We start from the raw sequence: 20,465 nt of genomic DNA, 5'->3' as shown, positions 1-20,465 counted from the left end.
CAAAATTAATAACCACACGACCAAAAATGACACTTATAACGATGATAAGTGCCAAATTCAAGACTATATATAATAAACTTGGTACTGAATACCTGAATAAAAACCAAATCAATCAGAAATACAATAAAAATGACACTTATAGTTTTATCCAGTTAACCCTAAAGATAGGAATTATTCTATGACCAGACCCGATTGTGGAACAAGGAAAAACTCTTTTACAACTTATCTTCAAAAGTAGTAGTTTTCCTCTACTATAATTAATACAGGCTTTCCATACAATGCTCCAATCAAAAAACGCCTAATCCCACTAAATGGAATTAGGCCACATACTAATAGATTGATGATTTGTATAAGCATTAACTACCAATAAGGCATTTTTCAACAACGTATCGTCGAACAACATCGAATAAATAAACTTCCTGCGGTTTCCCAGGAAATATTAATTTTAATTATTTCCTAATTCATCACGCCAACTTAATAAGTCTACTTTTTCAGCTTCTGTAATTTCTCTATTTTCAACTAATGCACCAGCTAAAATATCAAAGTTAGTAATAGTAGTAAATGGTATGTTTGCATCCTTAAATTGTTTGTCTGCCTTATTTAATCCATAACTAAAGATAGCTAACACACTTAAAACTTCTGCACCTGCTTCTTGTAGTACGAGTGCACTATCGATAGATGATCCTCCAGTAGATATAAGGTCCTCAATTACAATGACTTTATCTCCCTGCTCTATCTTACCTTCTATCTGATTTTGCTTGCCATGTCCTTTTGGCTTTGATCGTACATAAACCATTGGAAGATTTAAATAATCCGCTAACCATGCAGCATGAGGTATTCCTGCTGTGGCACACCCTGCAATCACATCTGGTTTTTCTTCTAATTGATCAATTATTTCTGCAAATTGCTTTACTATTTGTTTTCGTACTTCTGGATAAGACATGGTTAATCGATTATCACAATAGATGGGAGAATGAATTCCAGATGTCCATACAAATGATCGATCCGGGCGAATTTGAATCGCATCTATCTCATAAAGCGCGTTGGCAATTTCTTTTGATTTAAGCATTTCCCCACTCCTCTACTACTCGTTTGTAATTAGCTTTCGGATTTTCTGCCTGTGTAATGCTTCTTCCTATTACTAAATAATCCGCACCATTTTGTTTAGCAAGTTGAGGAGTTGCTACTCGTTTTTGATCATTCTGATTAGATTCACTTAATCTAATCCCTGGCGTTACGGTTAAAAAGTCATTTCCACAAGCTTGTTTAATAATGGGTACTTCATGTGCTGAACATACAACACCGTCTGCACCACTGCTTTTGGTTAATACTGCTAGCCTTTTAACGGCATCGTCTACTGATTGATTGATATATAATTCCTCTCGTAATGTCGATTGATCCATGGATGTTAACACAGTTACCGCAATAAGTTTAGGAATCTTGCCCTGTGCTCCTGCTTCAAGTCCTCTTTTAGCTGCTTTGATCATTTCTGATCCCCCTGAAGCATGGACGTTGACAATATCAACCCCTAAGTTAGCTAAATTATACATCGCTTTTTCAACCGTTGTGGGAATATCATGAAGTTTTAAGTCTAAAAAAATCGGATGGTTATCTTCTTTTAGCCAATCAATCATTTCCCTGCCTTCACGATAAAATAATTCCATCCCTACTTTTACAGGTACTCCATAAAGATCGTGCTTTTCGATAAATGCTTTTACATCATCTGCTGTACGAAAATCCAAGGCGAGAAAAAATGGTTGATCCATTACACATGCCCCTTTCCTATTGCGTCTTCTACTGAATCAAATCCATATTGCTTTAATACACGTGGTAAATCATTGATTATATCAGGGCATGCAAGTGGATTTTGAAAATTAGCAGTTCCTACTGCCACGGCATCTGCACCTGCTAAGAGAAATTCTAAAGCATCTTCTGCTGTGATGATTCCACCCATTCCGATAATCGGAATATCGAGAGATTGGCGTACTTCATAGATCATACGAATCGCTATCGGTTTTATCGCAGGTCCTGATAGACCACCAGTTTTATTGGCAATGATCGGTTTTCGCTGCTTTAAGTTCATTTGCATACCTGTTAACGTATTAATCATAGACAAGCCATCTGCACCAGCATCTGCTACCGCTTTTGCCATTTCTACAATATTTGATACATTTGGAGACATTTTGACATACACCGGGTAATTACTTGCTTCTTTTACCTTAAATGTTACTTCTTTCGCAAGTGAAGGATCTGTTCCAAATTGTACACCGCCCTCTTTTACATTAGGACAAGATATATTTAGTTCTAGAGCAGAGATATCTTCTGAACGATTTAATGCTTCAGTAACCTTGATATATTCCTCTACCGTACTACCTGCAACATTTGCTATAACAGGGGTATCATATGATCGTAAAAAAGGTAATTCTTCGTCTATAATTTTTTCAACACCTGGATTTTGCAGTCCAATTGCATTTAACATACCACTTGAAGTTTCGGCTACTCGTGGTGTCGGATTCCCGTATCTTGCTTCACCTGTTGCAGCTTTGACGATAATTGCCCCCAGTTCACTTAAATCGTAAAACTGACTGTATTCCTTGCCGAAGCCAAAACAACCAGAAGCAGGCATGACAGGGTTTTTTAAAGTTAAACCAGGTAATCTTGTGGTTAAATTCATGCTAAGATCACCTCATTTGCTGAAAATACTGGACCATCCTTACATATTTTTTTCGATTTCGAAGGATCTTCTTTCAAAGGTACAACACATGCATAACATGTACCAACTCCACATCCCATTCTTTCTTCTAAAGAAATGTAGCCTTTATGCCCCTCTAATTGACTCGAAACTGCCTTTAACATTGGGGTTGGTCCACAAGAGAAAAAGTAATCGAAAGCTGGATTTAATTCATTAATAATATCAGTGACAAAACCTTTTGTTCCATAACTGCCATCGTTTGTTGCAATATACGTGTCACCTAATGCCTGAAATTTTTCTTCATAAAATATTTGATTTTTTGATTGGAAACCAAGGATGTTTGTCACTTTTACTCCGTTTTCCTTGAGCGTTTTAGCAAGATAGTAGAGCGGAGGAACTCCAATCCCCCCACCTACTATCATTGCATGATCTATTTCTAATTGATCAATTGGGTAGTAGGACCCGCATGGTAAGATCACATCAAGCGAATCTCCTGTCTGAAATTTACTTAGTTCACGCGTTCCTTCCCCAAATATTTTAAAGATGATCGTAAAAGTTTCCGCTTGGGCGTCTATACCTGCGACAGAAACCGGTCTGCGTAACATATGATTCGTTAAGGCGATATGCACAAATTGGCCAGGTTTTAATTCTTTTGCCAAAGGTGATTGCAAAACAATTTCAAAAGTGTCTTCTGCAATTTGCATATGACTTTTTATTTCCAGCAATTGTTTAGTTATCACAGTACAATCGCCTTCCCTTCTACTGCTGGCTTTGCAGTAAATGTTGTTGAATCAATCACATTAACGATTGCTTCTGCTGTATCTAAGCTTGTTAAACATGGAATACCATGTTCTACTGCTTCACGACGAATTCTAAAACCGTCTGAACGTGGTTTCTTACCAGAAGTAAGAGTATTAATAACGACTTGAACTTCTCCTTGCTCAATAATGGAGATTACATTCTTACCTTCTGCTCCAACTTTACCAACTTCTGTTACAGGGATATTTAATTCTCTAATCGTTTTAGCTGTTCCCTCTGTTGCATAGAGGTGGAAGCCTAGCTCAAAGAATCGTTTAGCAATTTCTGATGCTTCTGCCTTATCTTTATCAGCAATGGTAATCAGGATTGCTCCTTCCATCGGGATTTTTAACCCTGAAGCAGTTAGACCTTTGTATAATGCTTTTTCTAATGTTCTGTCACGTCCGATTGCTTCTCCTGTTGATTTCATTTCAGGTCCAAGCATGGTATCAACACTGCGTAATTTTTCAAAGGAGAATACAGGTACTTTGACAGAAACTGTTTCCGGCTCTGGCAACAACCCTTTTTGATAGTCCATATTTGCCAGTGATTCTCCAATAATACAACGTGTTGCAATATTGGCCATTGTTACACCTGTTATCTTACTTAAAAAAGGAATAGTACGACTTGCTCTTGGGTTTACTTCTAATACATACACTTCATTGTGGTGCACGACAAACTGAATATTAATCAGCCCTTTTACACCTAATTTTTCTGCAATATTAATCGTAATATCTACACATTTCTGTTTAATATCCTCTGATAATCGCTGCGCAGGATAGACAGCAATCGAGTCACCAGAGTGCACGCCGGCACGTTCAATGTGTTCCATTACCCCAGGGATGATCGTTGTTTCTCCATCACTGATCGCATCTACTTCTACTTCAATTCCTGTTAAATACTTATCGATTAAAACTGGATGCTTATGCTTAATATGGTTCGTTTTCGCTAAATAGCTCTCTAACTCATCTTCACTGTAGACAATTTCCATCTGACTGCCACCAATAACATACGATGGACGTACTAAAACAGGATAACCGATCGAAGATGCTACTTCTTTTGCTTGATCTAATTGTCGTACACTTTTCCCTTGTGGTTGTGGAATGTTTAACTCTTGTAAAAGTTGTTCAAATTTATCACGGTCCTCAGCTGTATCGATCGCAGCAAGTGGAGTTCCCAGGATTCTCACACCACGGCGTTCTAACCCTTCTGCTAGATTAATAGCTGTTTGACCACCAAATTGAACAATAACTCCTTCTGGTTTTTCTAAATCAATGACATGCATAACATCTTCTAATGTTAATGGTTCAAAGTATAGTTTGTCAGAAACACTAAAATCGGTTGAAACCGTCTCTGGATTACTATTCATAATGATCGCTTCATAGCCTGCCTCTTTTAATGCCAGCACAGAGTGGACCGTAGCATAATCAAATTCAATCCCCTGACCAATCCGGATTGGACCTGAACCGATAACTAAAACTTTACGACGATCAGTTACTACTGATTCATTTTCTTCTTCATATGCACTGTAGAAGTAAGGTGTTTCCGATTCAAACTCCGCTGCACACGTATCTACCATCTTATAAACTGGTAAAATATTTTCTGTTTTTCTAAGCTGATAAATTTCGTCTACATCAACATTCCAGATACGGGCAATGTGTGTATCCGACAAGCCTAATTTCTTGGCTTCCTTTAAAAGATCAAGGTTTTGTGGAATATCTGCTAATTTTAATTCAAAATCAATAATTTTTTTCAATTTTTCCAAGAAGAAGCGATCAATTTTCGTTAATTGGAAAATTTCTTCAATGGATATGCCTTTTCGCAACACTTCTGCTAATACATAGATACGTTCATCATCAGCATGTACTAAACGGTCTTTTAACAGTTCAAGGGAATGATCTTCTAATTTAGCTAAATAGAAATCGTCGCCACTTATATCTAATGAGCGAATGCCTTTAAGTAAAGACTCTTCGAAATTACGACCGATAGCCATGACTTCCCCTGTTGCTTTCATTTGGGTACCAAGGGTACGGTTACCCAACACAAACTTGTCAAATGGAAAGCGAGGGAATTTCGTCACGACATAGTCCAAAGCTGGCTCATACATGGCATAAGTTGTTCCAGTAATTGGATTCATAATTTCATCTAATGTCATACCAATAGCAATTTTGGCAGCAATTTTCGCAATCGGGTAACCTGTCGCTTTGGAAGCTAAGGCAGATGAACGACTTACTCTTGGGTTCACTTCGATAATATAGTATTGAAAGCTGTATGGATCTAACGCTAATTGAACGTTACAGCCCCCTTCAATTTCCAATGCGCGGATAATTTTTAATGATGCTGAACGTAACATTTGATACTCACGGTCACTTAATGTTTGTGATGGCGCCACAACGATCGAATCTCCTGTATGAATTCCGACAGGATCAATGTTCTCCATGTTACATACAACGATCGCTTGATCATTTTTATCGCGCATTACTTCATATTCAATTTCTTTGAAACCTGCTATATTTTTTTCGATTAAACACTGATTTACCGGTGACAAGGCTAAGCCATTTCTAGTAATTTCTTTTAAGTCTTCTTCGTTATAACACATGCCGCCACCTGTACCACCTAGTGTATATGCAGGTCGAACAATTAATGGATAACCAATTTCATTGGCGAAATCTAATGCTTGTTCCACCGTATTGACGATTTGGCTATCAGGTACCGGTTCATTAATTTCATTCATTAATGTTCTGAATTTTTCACGATCCTCTGCTTTCTGAATCGCGTCTAATTTCGTTCCGAGTAATTCCGCATCGTATTCTTCTAAAATTCCGGACTCATCTAAAGCAACCGCTAAGTTTAATCCAGTTTGCCCACCAAGAGTTGGTAATACAGCATCCGGTCTTTCCTTACGAATGATTTTGGATAAAAATTCTACAGTTAATGGTTCCATATATACCGTATCTGCTATCGTATGATCCGTCATAATTGTCGCCGGATTAGAGTTTGCTAAAACAACTGTATAGCCTTCTTCTTTCAATGATTGACATGCTTGTGTTCCGGAATAGTCAAATTCTGCTGCTTGTCCAATTACAATCGGGCCAGAGCCTATTACTAAAATCTTTTTAATGTCCGTTCTCTTTGGCATTAGACTTCCTCCTTCTGTGCTGCTTGATAGCTTTCGATCTTCTCGATAAAACGGTCAAATAAATAGTTCGTATCATCTGGACCTGGTGAGTTTTCCGGGTGATATTGTACCGAGAATGCTGGATATTTGGAGTGTTTAACTCCTTCAACTGTTCTATCGTTTAATGCAATCTGCGTAAGTTCTAAATCAGTTTGGACGATCGATTCTTCCGTTACGGCATACCCATGATTTTGAGATGTTAAATAAGTACGTTTCGTCTCATAATCATAAACTGGATGGTTTGAACCACGATGACCAAATTTTAATTTGTCAGTATCAGCACCGCATGCTAATGATAATAGCTGGTGTCCTAAACAAATACCAAAGGTCGGTACAGTTGAAATAACCTTTTTGATCATCTCAATCGCTTCTGGAACGTTTTTCGGATTGCCAGGACCATTTGTTAACATGATGCCGTCTGGCTTTAAGCGCAAAATATTTTCTGCACTGTAATTGTAAGGTACGACTGTTACATGGCAATTACGCTTTGTTAATTCTCGTAAAATACCGTGTTTCATACCAAAATCCACTAATACAATACGATATCCTCTTCCAGGTGAGACATACGGCTTAACGGTGGATACCTGTTCCACTTGAGTGGTAATCGGTTTTGCTTGCTTTAATTTTTCTAGATCTTCTTTATCCTCAGCACCTGCTTCTGTTAATATCCCTCTCATTGTACCGTGTTCACGTAAAATTTTGGTTAATTTTCTTGTATCTATGCCAGAAATCCCTGGTATATTATTTGCTTTTAGGTATTCGTCTAAGTTTTCATCACTGCGAAAATTAGATGGTGTTTCACAATATTCTTTTACAACAAAACCAAATATCGATGGAGTAATCGTTTCAAAATCATCTCGATTAATACCGTAATTTCCGATAAGTGGATACGTCATCGTTACAATTTGACCACAATAAGAAGGGTCAGACAATGTTTCCTGATAACCTGTCATACCAGTATTAAATACGACTTCACCAATACTTTCTTCTAATGAACCAAACGCTTCCCCATTAAACACGGTACCGTCTTCTAAAATAAGCTGTCTTTTCATTCTGCACCCTCCTCATAAGTGATCTGACCTTGATAAATGGTCATAACAGGCTTTCCGGTTACTTCCCACTTATCAAATGGTGTATTTTTACCTTTTGACAAAAATTTGTCCTTATCAATATTTTCATTGGTTTTTAGATCAAGCAGTGTCAAATCGGCGCTAGTACCAATCTCCATTCGTCCGTAAGGTAATCCAAATGTATCTGCTGGTTTTAGGGTCATCCAATCAATAAGCTGCTTTAATGTAAAGATTCCCTTTTGAACAAAGTGAGTATGCAATAGAGAAAATGCTGTCTCAAACCCAACAATTCCAAATGGTGCTTCTTCCATACCGTTAGCCTTTTCCTCCGAAGTATGAGGTGCATGATCTGTTGCAATAAAATCAATGGTGCCATCGAGTAGACCTTCAATAAGCGCCTCTTGATCTTCTGTTGCACGTAACGGCGGGTTCATTTTAAAGTTAGCATCATTTTCGGTAATAGCAGTTTCATTGATTAGCAGATGATGTGGCGTTACTTCCGCTGTTACTCGAATCCCTGCTTTTTTCGCATCTCGTATCACACGTACTGATTCTTTCGTACTTACATGACAAACGTGATAATGGCATCCCGCCGCTTCTGCTAAAAGAACATCCCGGGCAATTTGTACAGACTCACAAATAGAAGGAATACCAGGTAAGCCTAATTGCTGACTCACTTTGCCTTCATGCATCACACCGTTATGAATTAATGTATTTTCCTCACAGTGAGCTACAATTGGCATGTCAATTGCTGCTGCTTGTGTCATTGCCTGTAACATCATATCTGCTGATTGTATACCAACACCATCATCTGTATAAGCAAAAGCCCCCATTTCCTTCAGTGCCTGCATATCAGTTAACTTATCACCTACAAGTCGTTCGGTAATGGATGCATACGGCAGAACGCGAATTGCTGCTGTTTCTTCAATTCTGTTTTGAATTGATTGTAAAACTTCTGCTGAGTCAGGAGTAGGTTGTGTATTAGGCATCGCACAAACCGTTGTATACCCTCCGCGAGCCGCAGCCTTCGTACCAGTGGCAATTGTCTCTTTTGCTTCGCCACCTGGTTCTCTTAAATGGACATGGACATCGACAAACCCCGGAGTAACCAAGTTGCCCTTTCCATCGATTTTTTCTGCTTCCGGAACTTCCAATTCAATTCCGATGGCTTTGATTTTTTTATCTTCTATTAAAATTTCACAAGGTGCTAAACTGCCGTTATCCAATAATTGCTTGACGTTTGTTAAAATTTTCTCCATTTAAGTTGCCTCCTTGGTTCAAAAGTGTCTCAATTACTGCCATTCTTGCTACTACACCATTTTGCATTTGTTTAAAGATTCGGGACCTTTCACATTCTACTAAGCTAGTATCAATTTCCACTCCACGGTTAACAGGTGCCGGGTGTAATATGATGGCATGTTTCTTCATTCTCGCTTCTCTTTCTAAAGATAAACCATATTTCTCTAGGTAACTTTCTTGCTTTAAAATAATTTGATCCTGATGTCGTTCATGCTGGATACGAAGTAACATTAAAACATCGGCTATTTCGATTGCTTCATCCATCGATACATAGCGGTATGGTAATGAGTCATCATGCCACTCATCCATTCCTGTTAAATAGACCTCACAGCCTAATGTAGAAAGTGCGAATGCATTGGACCTTGCTACTCGACTATGCTTGATATCACCTGCAATCACTATTTTTAAGCCGTTAAACTGCTTAAATTCTTGATAAATGGTCACAAGATCAAGGAGACATTGAGTAGGGTGTTCACCAGTCCCGTCTCCTGCATTAATGACAGGGATGGATAAAGATTCTGCTAATTGATTAGCAATATTCTCTTGTTGATGTCGTAAAACGATAAAGTTAGCACCAATTGATTCAAATGTTTTTGCTGTATCATAAATACTTTCACCTTTTGTTACACTTGAAAAATCTGCCGTGAAGTCCAATGGTTCAATACCAAGTTTTTTTTCCGCTACAACAAAACTCATTTTGGTGCGAGTACTAGGTTCAAAGAAAAGATTAGCAGCAAAATATTGTTCTTGCAGAGGATTTACCCCTTTTTGACTAATATGATGCGCTCTTCTCACCAATTGAAGTATTTCCGTTTCTGTTTTATCCTTCATCGTCACAAAGTGCTTCATCTTTACAGCCTCCCTATCTTTTTTTGAAATTTTTACTCTTCATCTTCTGGTGTTGCAAACATATTACCATTACCATAACCTGATTCTTTTTCAGGTAAGATAAGGTTCAAAATCAAACCAATTAAGGCTGATAATGCCATACCAGCGATGGTTACATCTACATCTCCAACCGGAATGTTAACATATGCTCCACCGATTCCAATTACTAAAATAACCGATGAGATGACTAAATTTCTTTTGATACCGAGATCAATATTATTATCTATTAACATCCGTAATCCGCTTGAGGCAATGATACCGAAAAGCAGAATGGATACACCACCCATTACGGGTGTTGGAATAGATGCGATTAGTTCAGTGATTATCCCGATAAATCCGAATAAAATTGCTAAGACTGCTGCACCACCTATAACAAATACACTAAATACTCTCGTTATTGCCAGTACCCCAATATTTTCACCATACGTGGTATTCGGTGGACCACCTAACAAAGATGCAATAATTGTTGCTACTCCATCACCTAAAATCGAACGGTGTAAACCAGGCTTTTTAATAAAGTTTTTACCTGCTACCTTAGATAACACCATTTGATCACCAATGTGTTCCGCTACTGTTACAACCGCAACTGGTACCATTAGGAACACAATACTCCAGCTAAACACATCCACTGGATTAAATGTAACAAACGGTATAACAAAATCGGGTACTAAGAAAATAGACTGAATTGCCTCACCGAGTGAGTTACTGGAAACAATTTTGTCCCATGCTGCTTGTACTCCGCTACCATCTAGTACTTTTACGTTTGTAACTGCGGTAGTAATTAATGAGTAGAGATAGCCACCAATTATCCCAATCAGGATCGGGATCAGCCCAAAAAATCCTTTAAATAACAAGGAGCCTATAACCGTGATCAGTAAGGTAACAATCGCGGCGCTGAAATGAACACCACTGTATTCACCATCTACATTCATTGCCATATCAATTGCGGTAGGCGCTAAGCCTAATCCAATCACAATAATGACTGGTCCTACCACAATGGGAGGTAACACTTTGATAATCCAATCTGTTCCAAAAGTTGCTATCAACAACGAAAGAATTCCATAAACAACACCCGCCAGGAAACTCCCAATCATAACACCTCCTGGGCCTCCTATTGCCATAGCACTTGTGATCGGTGCAATAAAAGCAAAGCTGGAACCTAAATAGGCTGGGATTTGGCCTTTTGTAATAAGCAGATATGCCAGTGTACCCAAACCACTGGATACTAAAGCCACTGCTGGTGATAGATCTGTTAAAAACGGAACTAAAATCGTAGCTCCAAACATGGCAAATAAGTGCTGTATACTAAAAATTAACCACATTGATAATTTTGGTACTTCTCTGACATCCAAAACCATATTTTTCTCTGACATTTCTCTATCTCCCCTTTTTTTCGGATAAAAAAAACCTCTTTGCTGGTCGCAAAGAGGTAGACGTGTAGTATAAAAGGTATACACGTATCCTTTAAATGCGACCTTGCAAGCATCACTGTACTTGTTTAAAGGTCTTATTCTTTTTCGTAAATACTGACACTATCTTTTTTATCGATCTCTTCCAACTCAACTGTAATAATTTCATTTTGTGATGTTGGAATGTTTTTACCTATAAAATCTGCACGTATTGGCAGTTCCCGATGTCCTCGATCTACTAATACAGCCAACTGCATTTGAGAAGGTCTTCCTTGATCCATCACTGCATCCATTGCAGCTCTGACTGTTCTGCCTGTGTACAAAACATCGTCTACTAAAATAACATTTTTGCCTGTTACTTGTTCTTTTAAGTTGGCTTCGTTTAATGTTGGTTCATTTTGATCATCGACATGTGATAAATCATCACGATATAGCGTAATATCCAATTCTCCAATTGGTACTTCTACACCTTCAATATCTTGAATGCGTTGCTGGAGACGCTTGGCAATTGGAACTCCTCTTGTTTTAATACCGACTAGCATTAATCCCTCTACACCTTTGTTTCGTTCGAGAATTTCGTGGGCAATTCGTGTCAGAGCTCTTCTCATTGCTGCTGCATCTAGTACATTTGCCTTTTTATTCATCATAAAAACCTCGCTTTACATATCTTTATTAAGACCTGTTAGGTGCATAAAGTTTTTCTTAATCTTTACCCATGAAAAAAATCCTTATTCTCCGTGAGAGAATAAGGATTTTGGACATACTTATGGTATGTTGATCCGTTTCCTTTTCAGCCTCACGGGACTGTTTTAAAAGGTCTTTATGATATTGGTTATATTATGTCAAAAACTGCACACGAAGTCAATAACTTTTTCGGATATTTTCTAATACTGTTTCAAATTTTTCTGGTAATGGTGCTTCAAACTCGATCTGTTCTTTCTTGACGGGATGTTCAAAACTTAAATGATAAGCATGAAGTGCCTGACCATCTACATCTATTGTTTTTCGCTGACCATATTTTGGATCTCCAACCAATGGATAGCCAATATATTTCATGTGCACACGAATTTGATGAGTTCTACCCGTTTCTAACATACATTTCACAAACGTGAATTTCCCGTGTAACCTTTCGATCACTTCAAAATGTGTCACAGCATCTTTGCCTTTCTCCGTCACAGTCATTAATTGACGAATCTTTTCGCTTCGTCCTACCGGAGCATCAATTGAGCCATATTCATGTGGAATATCACCATGCACAATCGCCTTATATTCTCTCTTGATTTTTTTCTCTTTCAGTTGTTCTGCTAATCTTTCATGTGCAATGTCATGTTTAGCGACTACTAATAAACCACTCGTGTCTTTATCAATCCGATGGACAATCCCAGGTCTTTTCACACCATTTATGCCGGATAGATCATCACAATGGTACAGTAAAGCATTGACTAATGTATCTTCCTGATGACCTGCAGCTGGATGAACAACCATTCCACTCTCTTTATTAATGACAAGTATATCCTCATCTTCATATACAATATTAATCGGTATATTTTTTGCCACTACATCTAACGGTTCTGCTTCTGGTACTTGCCATTGTATGTAATCCTCTGCCTGGCATTTATAGTTCTGTTTCACAGCTTTACCGTTTACAAGTACTAAATGTTTATCAAACCATGTTTTAATCTGTGATCTGGAATAGTCTTCGGTAATGTTAACTAACAATTTATCAACTCGGATCCCTTGATCACTCGTTTCTACAACATAAGATAATTCGCTCATTTCTGGTTGCTCCTTTTTTTGTTTCTTTCATCTAAGAATGTATAGATAAATATTACAATAACTCCCACTACTAAAGAAGAATCAGCAATATTAAATATCGGAAAATCGTATGTACCAATATACACATCAAAAAAATCAACGACTTCTTTACGGAAAAGGCGATCAATAAAATTCCCAATCGCTCCGCCTAGAACAAATGCTAAAGCAATCCCAAGCCATTTACTCTCCTTAGCAAACTTCTGGATATAAAAAACTATAAAGGCAACTACGACTACGGTAATGATGTAAAAGAAAACCATTTGGCCTTGGAGTATTCCCCAAGCTGCTCCAGAATTTCTGTGTGATGTTAAATAAAAAAACGATTCAATAACTGTTATACGTTCTCCAATTTCCATATTTGTTACTACAAGCCATTTTGTTAATTGATCAATCATGACAACTGCTAATGCTATTACATATACTCGCCACATATTATACCTCCGAAATTTCACATTAAACTCACCATTTTACTACTTTAACATTATACCATTATAAATAGCATTCAAAAAGCAACTACCCATTTTAAAGGATAGTTGCTTTGGAATTCATTTATTCTGCTAAATCAGCATAGTTTTCCTTTACTACCGTTGCACAACGTGTACATAATGTCGAATGATCATTATCTTCACCTACAGTATCTGAAATCACCCAGCATCTTTCACAGGTTTCCCCTTCATGCTTTCTGATTTTCAGTGTAACATGTTCAAACGTTTTACCACCTGCTAGTTCCTCTACCAATTCAACGTGTGAGACAATTAATAACTGATGTAGATATGGTACTTCTGCTAGTAATGTAGCTACATCCTCACTGTTTGCTTTAATTGTTACGGTAGCTTCCAAAGACTTACCGATTACTTTTTCTGCACGTGCTTCTTCTAATGCTTTTAGAATATCATCACGTACATCCATAAACTGTGACCATTTAGCAGCTAATTGTTCCTGGTCTTTGATTTCTTTTGCCTCTGGCATATCTGTTAGTTGTGGACTTTCTACTTCCACACCAGGGATGTAACTCCACACTTCTTCCATTGTATGAGTTAAAATCGGTGTTAATAATTTCACCAAGGAAGTGATAATTTCATGATAGACTGTTTGAATGCTGCGTCTTCTATGATTATCCTCTGCCTCAATATATAGAATATCTTTCGCAAAATCTAAATAGAATGAGCTTAAGTCAATCGTACAGAAATGGTGAATGGTTTGATATACCGTTGAGAAATCAAATTCGTCATACGCTTTGCGTGACTTGTCAATCACTTGTTGCAGACGGTATAACATGTAACGGTCGATTTCTTCCAACTGTTCTTCTGCTACACGATTTTCTAGCGTGTAATCAGCTAAGTTACCTAATAAGAAACGGAAGGTATTACGGATTTTACGATATCCTTCTGATGTTTGTTTGATAATTTCATCTGAAATACGGACATCAGCTTGATAATCAACAGAAGCTACCCATAAACGCAAGATATCTGCACCATATTGTTTCATGATTTTAGACGGAACAACTACGTTTCCAACAGATTTACTCATTTTGCGTCCTTGGCCATCTAAAGCAAAACCATGACTGATTACCGTTTCATAAGGAGATTTACCTGTAACCGCAACGGCTGTTGAAATGGAAGAGTTAAACCAGCCACGATATTGGTCAGAACCTTCTAAATAAACATCTGCTGGTCGTTGTAAATTTTCTCTTCCTTCCAAGACGCCTTCATGAGAACTTCCGGAATCGAACCATACGTCCATGATGTCTGTTTCTTTCGTAAACTCTCCGTTTGGACTGTATTCAGATGTGAATCCTTCTGGAAGCAAATCTTTCGTATCCCACTCAAACCAGATATTAGAACCATGCTCTTCAAATAATTTTGCAACATAAGAAATAGTTTCATCATTGATGATTGGCGTTTTATCTTCACCATAAAATACCGGAATTGGCACACCCCACGTACGTTGTCTTGAGATACACCAGTCTTCCCGATCACGAACCATATTAAACAGTCTTGTCTCGCCCCATCTTGGCAACCAGTTAATCCGGTTAATTTCCGCTAAGATATCTTCACGGAAATCTTTAATGGATGCAAACCACTGATTAGTCGCACGGAAAATCGTTGGTTTTTTCGTACGCCAATCATGTGGGTAGGAGTGTGTAATAAAGTTAAGTTTTAACAGCGCATTATTTTCTTCTAGTTTTTCTGTTACTTGCTTGTTGGCTGCGTCATAGAATAAGCCCTCAAATCCTGGTGCTTCATCTGTGAAATACCCTTTTTCATCAACTGGGCACAACACATCTAAACCATATTGCTTACCGATGATAAAGTCATCTTCCCCGTGACCTGGTGCAGTATGAACAAGTCCTGTACCACTTTCTGTAGTTACGTGCTCACCTAAAATAACTAATGATTCACGATCATAGAAAGGATGCTGTGCTACTACTTTTTCAGCTTCCTGACCCTTAAATGTGTTAACTACTTCTGCTTCTTCCCACTCAAGCGTCTCTTTTAAATTATTTAACATATCGTGTGCAACAATATATTTTTCTCCTGCTGCTTTAACAACAGCATATTCAAGATCCGGATGAACCGAAATAGCTAAGTTCGCTGGGATTGTCCAAGGTGTCGTTGTCCAGATAATGAATTTTTCGTCGCCATCTAATAAATCTTTACCATCTTTAACATCAAACGCTACATAGATAGACGCTGAGCGCTTATCTTGATACTCAATTTCTGCTTCAGCTAAGGCAGACTCGGATGACGGGGACCAGTAAACAGGCTTTAACCCTTTATAGATATAACCTTTCTTGGCCATTTCTCCGAATACTTTAATTTGTGCTGCTTCATAAGACTTGTTTAATGTGATATATGGATTATCCCAGTCTCCTCTGACACCTAACTGTTTAAACTGGTTTCGTTGATTATCAATTTGTTTTAACGCATATTCAGCACATTTTTGTCTGAATTCTGCAATGGTCATTTTTTTGCGGTTAACCTTCTTTTTAGCAAGTGCTTGCTCGATTGGAAGGCCGTGTGTATCCCAGCCTGGTACATATGGTGCATGGAACCCTGCCATTGATTTATATTTGACAATAAAATCCTTTAATACTTTGTTTAGCGCATGCCCCATATGGATGTCTCCATTGGCATAAGGAGGTCCATCATGTAAAACGAACAACGGTCTTCCCTCTGTTCGTTGTTGGACTTTTTCATACAGTTTTTCTTCATCCCATTCTTCTTGCATTTTCGGTTCTTTGTTAGGTAAATTACCACGCATCGGGAATTTCGTTTGTGGCATTTTTAATGTTTTTTTATATTCCACCATAAATCCTCCTTATTTTCTTTTATGATTTACGTAAGTGCATAACTGACGCTATTTATCATCTTTTGTAACTAAAAAAACTCCTCATCCCAAAAAGGGACGAGGAGTTCTCGCGGTACCACCCTTATAGATAGCAGAAAATGCTACTATCCACTCAGCTATTCGTAACGTGAATGACTCGTTTACACTTACTATATTCAGTGTAACTACTCATGGGTGATCTTCTATTAAGGTACTAAATTAGGCTTACACCATCCCTAACTCGCTTGATTAGTAATCCAAATATACTGTCCCAATCATAGTATTTAATTCTAGTATGAATTATATGTAAAATTTTCAATTCCGTCAAGATTTAATATTGATTGGACTCTTCTTTTTCAACTTCATCTTCTTCGTTTTCAAGGTCCATCTCAAATAATCCATCCCAATCATTATTTTCTACCAAATCAAGTTGAGCTTCTACTAACATTTTCAATCTGGTACGGAATACTTTAGCTTGTTTCTTTAATTCTTCTACTTCTAATGCGATAGTTCTTGATTTATGGAGAGCTTCATTAATTATACGATCCGCATTTTTTTCTGCTTCTTTTATGATTAATTTAGATTCTTTTTTGGCATTTTCTTTTACTTCTTCTGCAGTCTCCTGTGCAACCAGAATTGACTTGTTCAAAGTAGATTCAATATTGGAGAAATGGCTAATCTTCTCATTTAATTGATCCACTTTTTCTTTCAAATCTTTTTTTTCACGGATAACCGTTTCATAATCTTTAATCACTTGATCAAGAAATTCATTTACATCATCTTCATCATAACCCCGAAAACCTCTAGCAAATTCCTTGTTATGAATATCGAGCGGTGTTAAAGGCACATCGGCCACCTCCTATTAGATGTCATTCTTTATACAATATCTTATCATACTTTATTGACAAATCACTAAGAAATTCTACAAAAAGTTATAATAATTTTTCAAAAGTAATTCTTATTTTGTCTTTTTTGGTACGACCCTGTAATTCAGTGATTCTAGACCTACCTTTTCCTCTAATCGATATGAGATCATCCTCTTCAAGTAAAAAGGATGGTTGATCAATTGTCTGGAAATTTACTTTTACCAAGCCTTTCTTGATCACATTCAATGCTTGTTGTCTGGACACTTGATACATTTCCTTGATTATTACATCTAAGCGTAAAGAAGCACATGTTGCCATTCGTGCTTGCCACGTGTCTTGAGATGGCAACCTTTCTGACATGGGAACTCTTTCAAAAGTTACTCCCGCCTTCTTGATTGACGTTACATTAGTGATAAGATAAGTAGTTATATCTGATGCAACGAGGATTTGAATGGTATCATTGTGAATAACAATATCACCCATTTTTTTTCGTTTGATACCAGCAGATAAAAAAGCTCCCAGCACATCACGATGTTCTACAGAAACAAATTTTTGTGGAAATTTTGCTTGTAATAAGTCCACTTCAAAACTCGATTCATTTATTTCTTCATAAAAAGGTGCTAGTATAGCACGTTTTCTCTCAGCTAATTCCCATCCACCAAAGAATGCTAATTGTAATTCTTCATCATTTCCAATAATCATCTCAAAAATTTTTTGTTCCCTTGGATGGAGAAAATCCATTACTTTTCGCTCATATCGGGTCGTTACTTCATCACGCCATGACAATACTTGATCTATAAAAGGGTATTCCTCTTTCCTAAAATGCTGATATAAATCCATAAGATCACCTATATACCGAAGACGGTAGAAAGGAGTCTAACAAATAAGAAATCTAATCCACGCATAGCGAATTGTAAAACGAAAATCGCCACAATAGGTGAAATATCAATCATACCACCGATTGGAGGAATAATTTTTCTAAACGGCTCTAGATATGGTTCCACAATAGAACCAAGCATTTGACCGAAAGATGACTCTCTTGCACCTGGAAACCAGGACATTAAAATATAAATAATGATCGCATATGTGTAAAATAACATAGCATAATGTAAAATCTGATATAAAAATCCCATTTAATTCTTTACCACCTTTGTTCTGGATCTGTTTCTTCCATTATTTCCGTAATATTTCCTGAAATTTCAATGTTTTCTGGTGTACATAAAAAAGTCTGTGAGCCTAACTTTTTAATATGACCAGAAACTGCATAAACTGTTCCACTCATAAAATCAATAATTTGTCTGGCTTGTTGTGTATCCACTCGTTGCAGGTTAATAACAACTGATCGCCGATTAACGATATGATCAGCAATATCTTGCACTTCATTGAATGATCTGGGTTCAAATAAAACCATTTTCGCACTTTTTTGAACTGATTTTAAACTGACAACATTGGCTTTGTCATCTTTTCTTTCGCTTCGTCTCTGTGGTTTATTCTCTTGTTCTACTTCCTCTTCAATAATTTCATACTCTTCATCCTCAATTCCAAAGAAATTACGGAATTTACCCTTCATACTCATCATTCATCACCCCTATTCTTCATATGGTCCCACTAAACGGGAACCAATGCGTATATGAGTAGCACCCTCTTCAATAGCAATCTGATAATCATTACTCATTCCCATTGATAAATACGGACACGGTGCATGTTCCCATCCCTTTTCTTGAATATTACTCTTTAGCTTATGTAAAGTTCGGAAGACATTACGCAATATATTTTCATCCTCTACTTGCGGTGCCATCGTCATTAATCCCACTACCCTAATGTTTGGATAATTTTGTAATACCTTTATGAAGGATTCCACATCTTCTGGTTGTAACCCATGTTTCGATTCTTCCCCACTAACATTCACTTGTACAAAACAAGCAACAGGCTTGTCCGTTCTTTTATTAATTTCCTTCGCTAATGATTTTCGGTCTAATGAATGAATATAATCTATCTTATTAATAATGTCTTTTACTTTCCGAGATTGTAACGTACCAATAAAATGCCATTTAGCTTGATCGCCAATTTCCTGTTGCTTTTCCAGAAATCCTTCCATACGATTTTCACCTAAATGACGGACTCCGGAATGAACCGCTTCTACAGCTTTTTCTATTGTAACATATTTTGTTACCCCTATAATCGTGATATCTTCAGGGTCCCGTCCAGCTTTGTCACATGCTTGTATGATATTTTCCTGTATTTGTGTGAGATTTTCTGCTACTGTCATGTTCAAACTCCTTTCATCACAGTTAGACTAATGCGATAAAACCAATCATTCTTCCAGTAGGATGCTGGTCTCTTCGATGAGAGAAAAATGATGAATGATGGGATGTACAATATTTTGAAATATGTATTTTGTCAGGTGAAATACCTGCATCCAATAATAATTGAAAGTTTAAATTTTTTAAATCCAAATGATATTGGCCATTAGAACCTTGATAAGAATCAACATATTTTGCATCAATATGACGGATAACATGATCATTCACTTGATAACATGATCCGCAAATACTTGGTCCAATTACGACTTCTATATCCTTTGTGCTCGACGACAATTGTTTAAAGGAATCAATGGTTGATTTGGCAATATTGGAGACAGTTCCTTTCCAGCCTGCATGTGAAATAGCAACCGTTCCCTTCTTTCTGTCTGCGAAAAATAAAGGAACACAATCTGCAAACAATGCGGTACACAACAAATTTTTCTCTGCTGTGATTAAACCATCTGTTTCAGGTATTGCATCATCTCTGGAAAATGCTCCACTACCACTATCTTTTGCCTTAATTATCTGTACATGATTACCATGTACTTGGTCTGCCATCACCCAGTTGTCTAACGGTAATGAAATAGACTCCGCTACATTTTTTCGATTTTGTAATACATCACTTGGATGATCTTCCACATGATAACCAAGATTATTACTCTGATACGGCGGTAGACTAATACCGCCCTCTCGTGTGGTGAAACCAGCTTTAATTTCTGAGTTATTACTCATCCATTCTTTAATCCAAAATATACCTTGATCTTCAAGTTGAATAAAGGGTTCTGTCATCATACCCCTCCCATTTTACATCATTTTA

The 20,465-nt window shown here is 37.3% G+C and carries 19 protein-coding genes and 1 other annotated feature; all 19 genes read right to left on the bottom strand.

Annotated elements, in window-relative coordinates:
• Positions 1–445: 445 nt before the first annotated feature.
• Complete coding sequence (pyrE, locus tag GI584_RS10625) at positions 446–1,069, bottom strand: orotate phosphoribosyltransferase (RefSeq protein WP_153791211.1); 624 nt, start codon at positions 1,067–1,069, stop codon at positions 446–448.
• Positions 1,062–1,766, bottom strand: a complete 705-nt coding sequence (gene pyrF, locus GI584_RS10620) for an orotidine-5'-phosphate decarboxylase (protein ID WP_153791210.1) — start codon at positions 1,764–1,766, stop codon at positions 1,062–1,064. The genes pyrE and pyrF overlap by 8 nt, the downstream gene beginning before the upstream one ends.
• The gene (locus tag GI584_RS10615) at positions 1,766–2,674 is read right to left on the bottom strand and encodes a dihydroorotate dehydrogenase (RefSeq protein WP_153791209.1); all 909 of its coding nucleotides are present in this window, start codon (positions 2,672–2,674) and stop codon (positions 1,766–1,768) included. Before GI584_RS10615 ends, pyrF begins: the two co-directional genes overlap by 1 nt.
• Positions 2,671–3,432 carry a dihydroorotate dehydrogenase electron transfer subunit gene (locus tag GI584_RS10610; protein WP_153791208.1) on the bottom strand — a complete coding sequence of 254 codons (762 nt, stop codon included), beginning with the start codon at positions 3,430–3,432 and terminating at the stop codon, positions 2,671–2,673. The genes GI584_RS10615 and GI584_RS10610 overlap by 4 nt, the downstream gene beginning before the upstream one ends.
• Entirely contained in the window at positions 3,429–6,629 is a 3,201-nt protein-coding gene (gene carB, locus GI584_RS10605; RefSeq protein WP_100360711.1) for a carbamoyl-phosphate synthase large subunit, read from the bottom strand. Before carB ends, GI584_RS10610 begins: the two co-directional genes overlap by 4 nt.
• Positions 6,629–7,720 (bottom strand): carbamoyl phosphate synthase small subunit, encoded by a 1,092-nt coding sequence (locus tag GI584_RS10600; RefSeq protein WP_153791207.1) that lies wholly within the window; start codon positions 7,718–7,720, stop codon positions 6,629–6,631. The genes carB and GI584_RS10600 overlap by 1 nt, the downstream gene beginning before the upstream one ends.
• Positions 7,717–8,997, bottom strand: a complete 1,281-nt coding sequence (locus tag GI584_RS10595; protein WP_153791206.1) for a dihydroorotase — start codon at positions 8,995–8,997, stop codon at positions 7,717–7,719. The genes GI584_RS10600 and GI584_RS10595 overlap by 4 nt, the downstream gene beginning before the upstream one ends.
• Entirely contained in the window at positions 8,957–9,886 is a 930-nt protein-coding gene (locus GI584_RS10590; RefSeq protein WP_100360714.1) for an aspartate carbamoyltransferase catalytic subunit, read from the bottom strand. Before GI584_RS10590 ends, GI584_RS10595 begins: the two co-directional genes overlap by 41 nt.
• Positions 9,887–9,918: 32 nt before the next feature.
• Entirely contained in the window at positions 9,919–11,298 is a 1,380-nt protein-coding gene (locus tag GI584_RS10585) for a solute carrier family 23 protein (protein ID WP_100360715.1), read from the bottom strand.
• A 134-nt stretch (positions 11,299–11,432) separates the two neighbouring features.
• Complete coding sequence (gene pyrR, locus GI584_RS10580) at positions 11,433–11,978, bottom strand: bifunctional pyr operon transcriptional regulator/uracil phosphoribosyltransferase PyrR (protein WP_153792963.1); 546 nt, start codon at positions 11,976–11,978, stop codon at positions 11,433–11,435.
• Positions 11,979–12,195: 217 nt separating this feature from the next.
• A complete protein-coding gene (locus GI584_RS10575; RefSeq protein WP_100360717.1) occupies positions 12,196–13,110 on the bottom strand; it encodes an RluA family pseudouridine synthase in 915 nt (304 codons plus the stop codon).
• Positions 13,107–13,580, bottom strand: coding sequence for a signal peptidase II (gene lspA / locus GI584_RS10570; RefSeq protein WP_100360718.1), 474 nt, complete (start codon positions 13,578–13,580; stop codon positions 13,107–13,109). Before lspA ends, GI584_RS10575 begins: the two co-directional genes overlap by 4 nt.
• Positions 13,581–13,698: 118 nt before the next feature.
• The gene (ileS, locus tag GI584_RS10565) at positions 13,699–16,458 is read right to left on the bottom strand and encodes an isoleucine--tRNA ligase (protein WP_153791205.1); all 2,760 of its coding nucleotides are present in this window, start codon (positions 16,456–16,458) and stop codon (positions 13,699–13,701) included.
• A 92-nt stretch (positions 16,459–16,550) separates the two neighbouring features.
• Positions 16,551–16,767, bottom strand: a binding site (T-box leader).
• A gap of 43 nt (positions 16,768–16,810) precedes the next feature.
• Positions 16,811–17,326, bottom strand: a complete 516-nt coding sequence (locus tag GI584_RS10560; protein WP_100360720.1) for a DivIVA domain-containing protein — start codon at positions 17,324–17,326, stop codon at positions 16,811–16,813.
• 85 nt (positions 17,327–17,411) lie between these two features.
• Positions 17,412–18,185 carry a YlmH family RNA-binding protein gene (locus tag GI584_RS10555; protein WP_100360721.1) on the bottom strand — a complete coding sequence of 258 codons (774 nt, stop codon included), beginning with the start codon at positions 18,183–18,185 and terminating at the stop codon, positions 17,412–17,414.
• A gap of 8 nt (positions 18,186–18,193) precedes the next feature.
• Positions 18,194–18,478, bottom strand: coding sequence for a YggT family protein (locus GI584_RS10550; protein WP_100360722.1), 285 nt, complete (start codon positions 18,476–18,478; stop codon positions 18,194–18,196).
• 8 nt (positions 18,479–18,486) lie between these two features.
• Positions 18,487–18,921: a cell division protein SepF gene (locus GI584_RS10545; protein WP_100360723.1), complete on the bottom strand. Its 435-nt coding sequence runs from the start codon at positions 18,919–18,921 to the stop codon at positions 18,487–18,489.
• A 12-nt stretch (positions 18,922–18,933) separates the two neighbouring features.
• Complete coding sequence (locus tag GI584_RS10540; RefSeq protein ID WP_153791204.1) at positions 18,934–19,614, bottom strand: YggS family pyridoxal phosphate-dependent enzyme; 681 nt, start codon at positions 19,612–19,614, stop codon at positions 18,934–18,936.
• 22 nt (positions 19,615–19,636) lie between these two features.
• Complete coding sequence (pgeF, locus tag GI584_RS10535) at positions 19,637–20,437, bottom strand: peptidoglycan editing factor PgeF (RefSeq protein WP_194842179.1); 801 nt, start codon at positions 20,435–20,437, stop codon at positions 19,637–19,639.
• Between the last annotated feature and the right edge of the window lie 28 nt (positions 20,438–20,465).

Source organism: Gracilibacillus salitolerans (genome assembly GCF_009650095.1).
Taxonomy (GTDB): domain Bacteria; phylum Bacillota; class Bacilli; order Bacillales; family Amphibacillaceae; genus Gracilibacillus; species Gracilibacillus salitolerans.
Note: the sequence above shows the minus strand (reverse complement) of the source record. Positions and strands in the feature narration are given on the sequence as shown.

Bases quoted from the DNA above. Each gene is read 5' to 3' on its own strand.
- pyrE (WP_153791211.1), bottom strand. From the start codon at position 1,069: ATGCTTAAATCAAAAGAAATTGCCAACGCGCTTTATGAGATAGATGCG.
- pyrF (WP_153791210.1), bottom strand. From the start codon at position 1,766: ATGGATCAACCATTTTTTCTCGCCTTGGATTTTCGTACAGCAGATGAT.
- GI584_RS10615 (WP_153791209.1), bottom strand. From the start codon at position 2,674: ATGAATTTAACCACAAGATTACCTGGTTTAACTTTAAAAAACCCTGTC.
- carB (WP_100360711.1), bottom strand. From the start codon at position 6,629: ATGCCAAAGAGAACGGACATTAAAAAGATTTTAGTAATAGGCTCTGGC.
- GI584_RS10600 (WP_153791207.1), bottom strand. From the start codon at position 7,720: ATGAAAAGACAGCTTATTTTAGAAGACGGTACCGTGTTTAATGGGGAA.
- GI584_RS10595 (WP_153791206.1), bottom strand. From the start codon at position 8,997: ATGGAGAAAATTTTAACAAACGTCAAGCAATTATTGGATAACGGCAGT.
- GI584_RS10590 (WP_100360714.1), bottom strand. From the start codon at position 9,886: ATGAAGCACTTTGTGACGATGAAGGATAAAACAGAAACGGAAATACTT.
- GI584_RS10585 (WP_100360715.1), bottom strand. From the start codon at position 11,298: ATGTCAGAGAAAAATATGGTTTTGGATGTCAGAGAAGTACCAAAATTA.
- pyrR (WP_153792963.1), bottom strand. From the start codon at position 11,978: ATGAATAAAAAGGCAAATGTACTAGATGCAGCAGCAATGAGAAGAGCT.
- GI584_RS10575 (WP_100360717.1), bottom strand. From the start codon at position 13,110: ATGAGCGAATTATCTTATGTTGTAGAAACGAGTGATCAAGGGATCCGA.
- lspA (WP_100360718.1), bottom strand. From the start codon at position 13,580: ATGTGGCGAGTATATGTAATAGCATTAGCAGTTGTCATGATTGATCAA.
- GI584_RS10555 (WP_100360721.1), bottom strand. From the start codon at position 18,185: ATGGATTTATATCAGCATTTTAGGAAAGAGGAATACCCTTTTATAGAT.
- GI584_RS10550 (WP_100360722.1), bottom strand. From the start codon at position 18,478: ATGGGATTTTTATATCAGATTTTACATTATGCTATGTTATTTTACACA.
- GI584_RS10545 (WP_100360723.1), bottom strand. From the start codon at position 18,921: ATGAGTATGAAGGGTAAATTCCGTAATTTCTTTGGAATTGAGGATGAA.
- GI584_RS10540 (WP_153791204.1), bottom strand. From the start codon at position 19,614: ATGACAGTAGCAGAAAATCTCACACAAATACAGGAAAATATCATACAA.
- pgeF (WP_194842179.1), bottom strand. From the start codon at position 20,437: ATGACAGAACCCTTTATTCAACTTGAAGATCAAGGTATATTTTGGATT.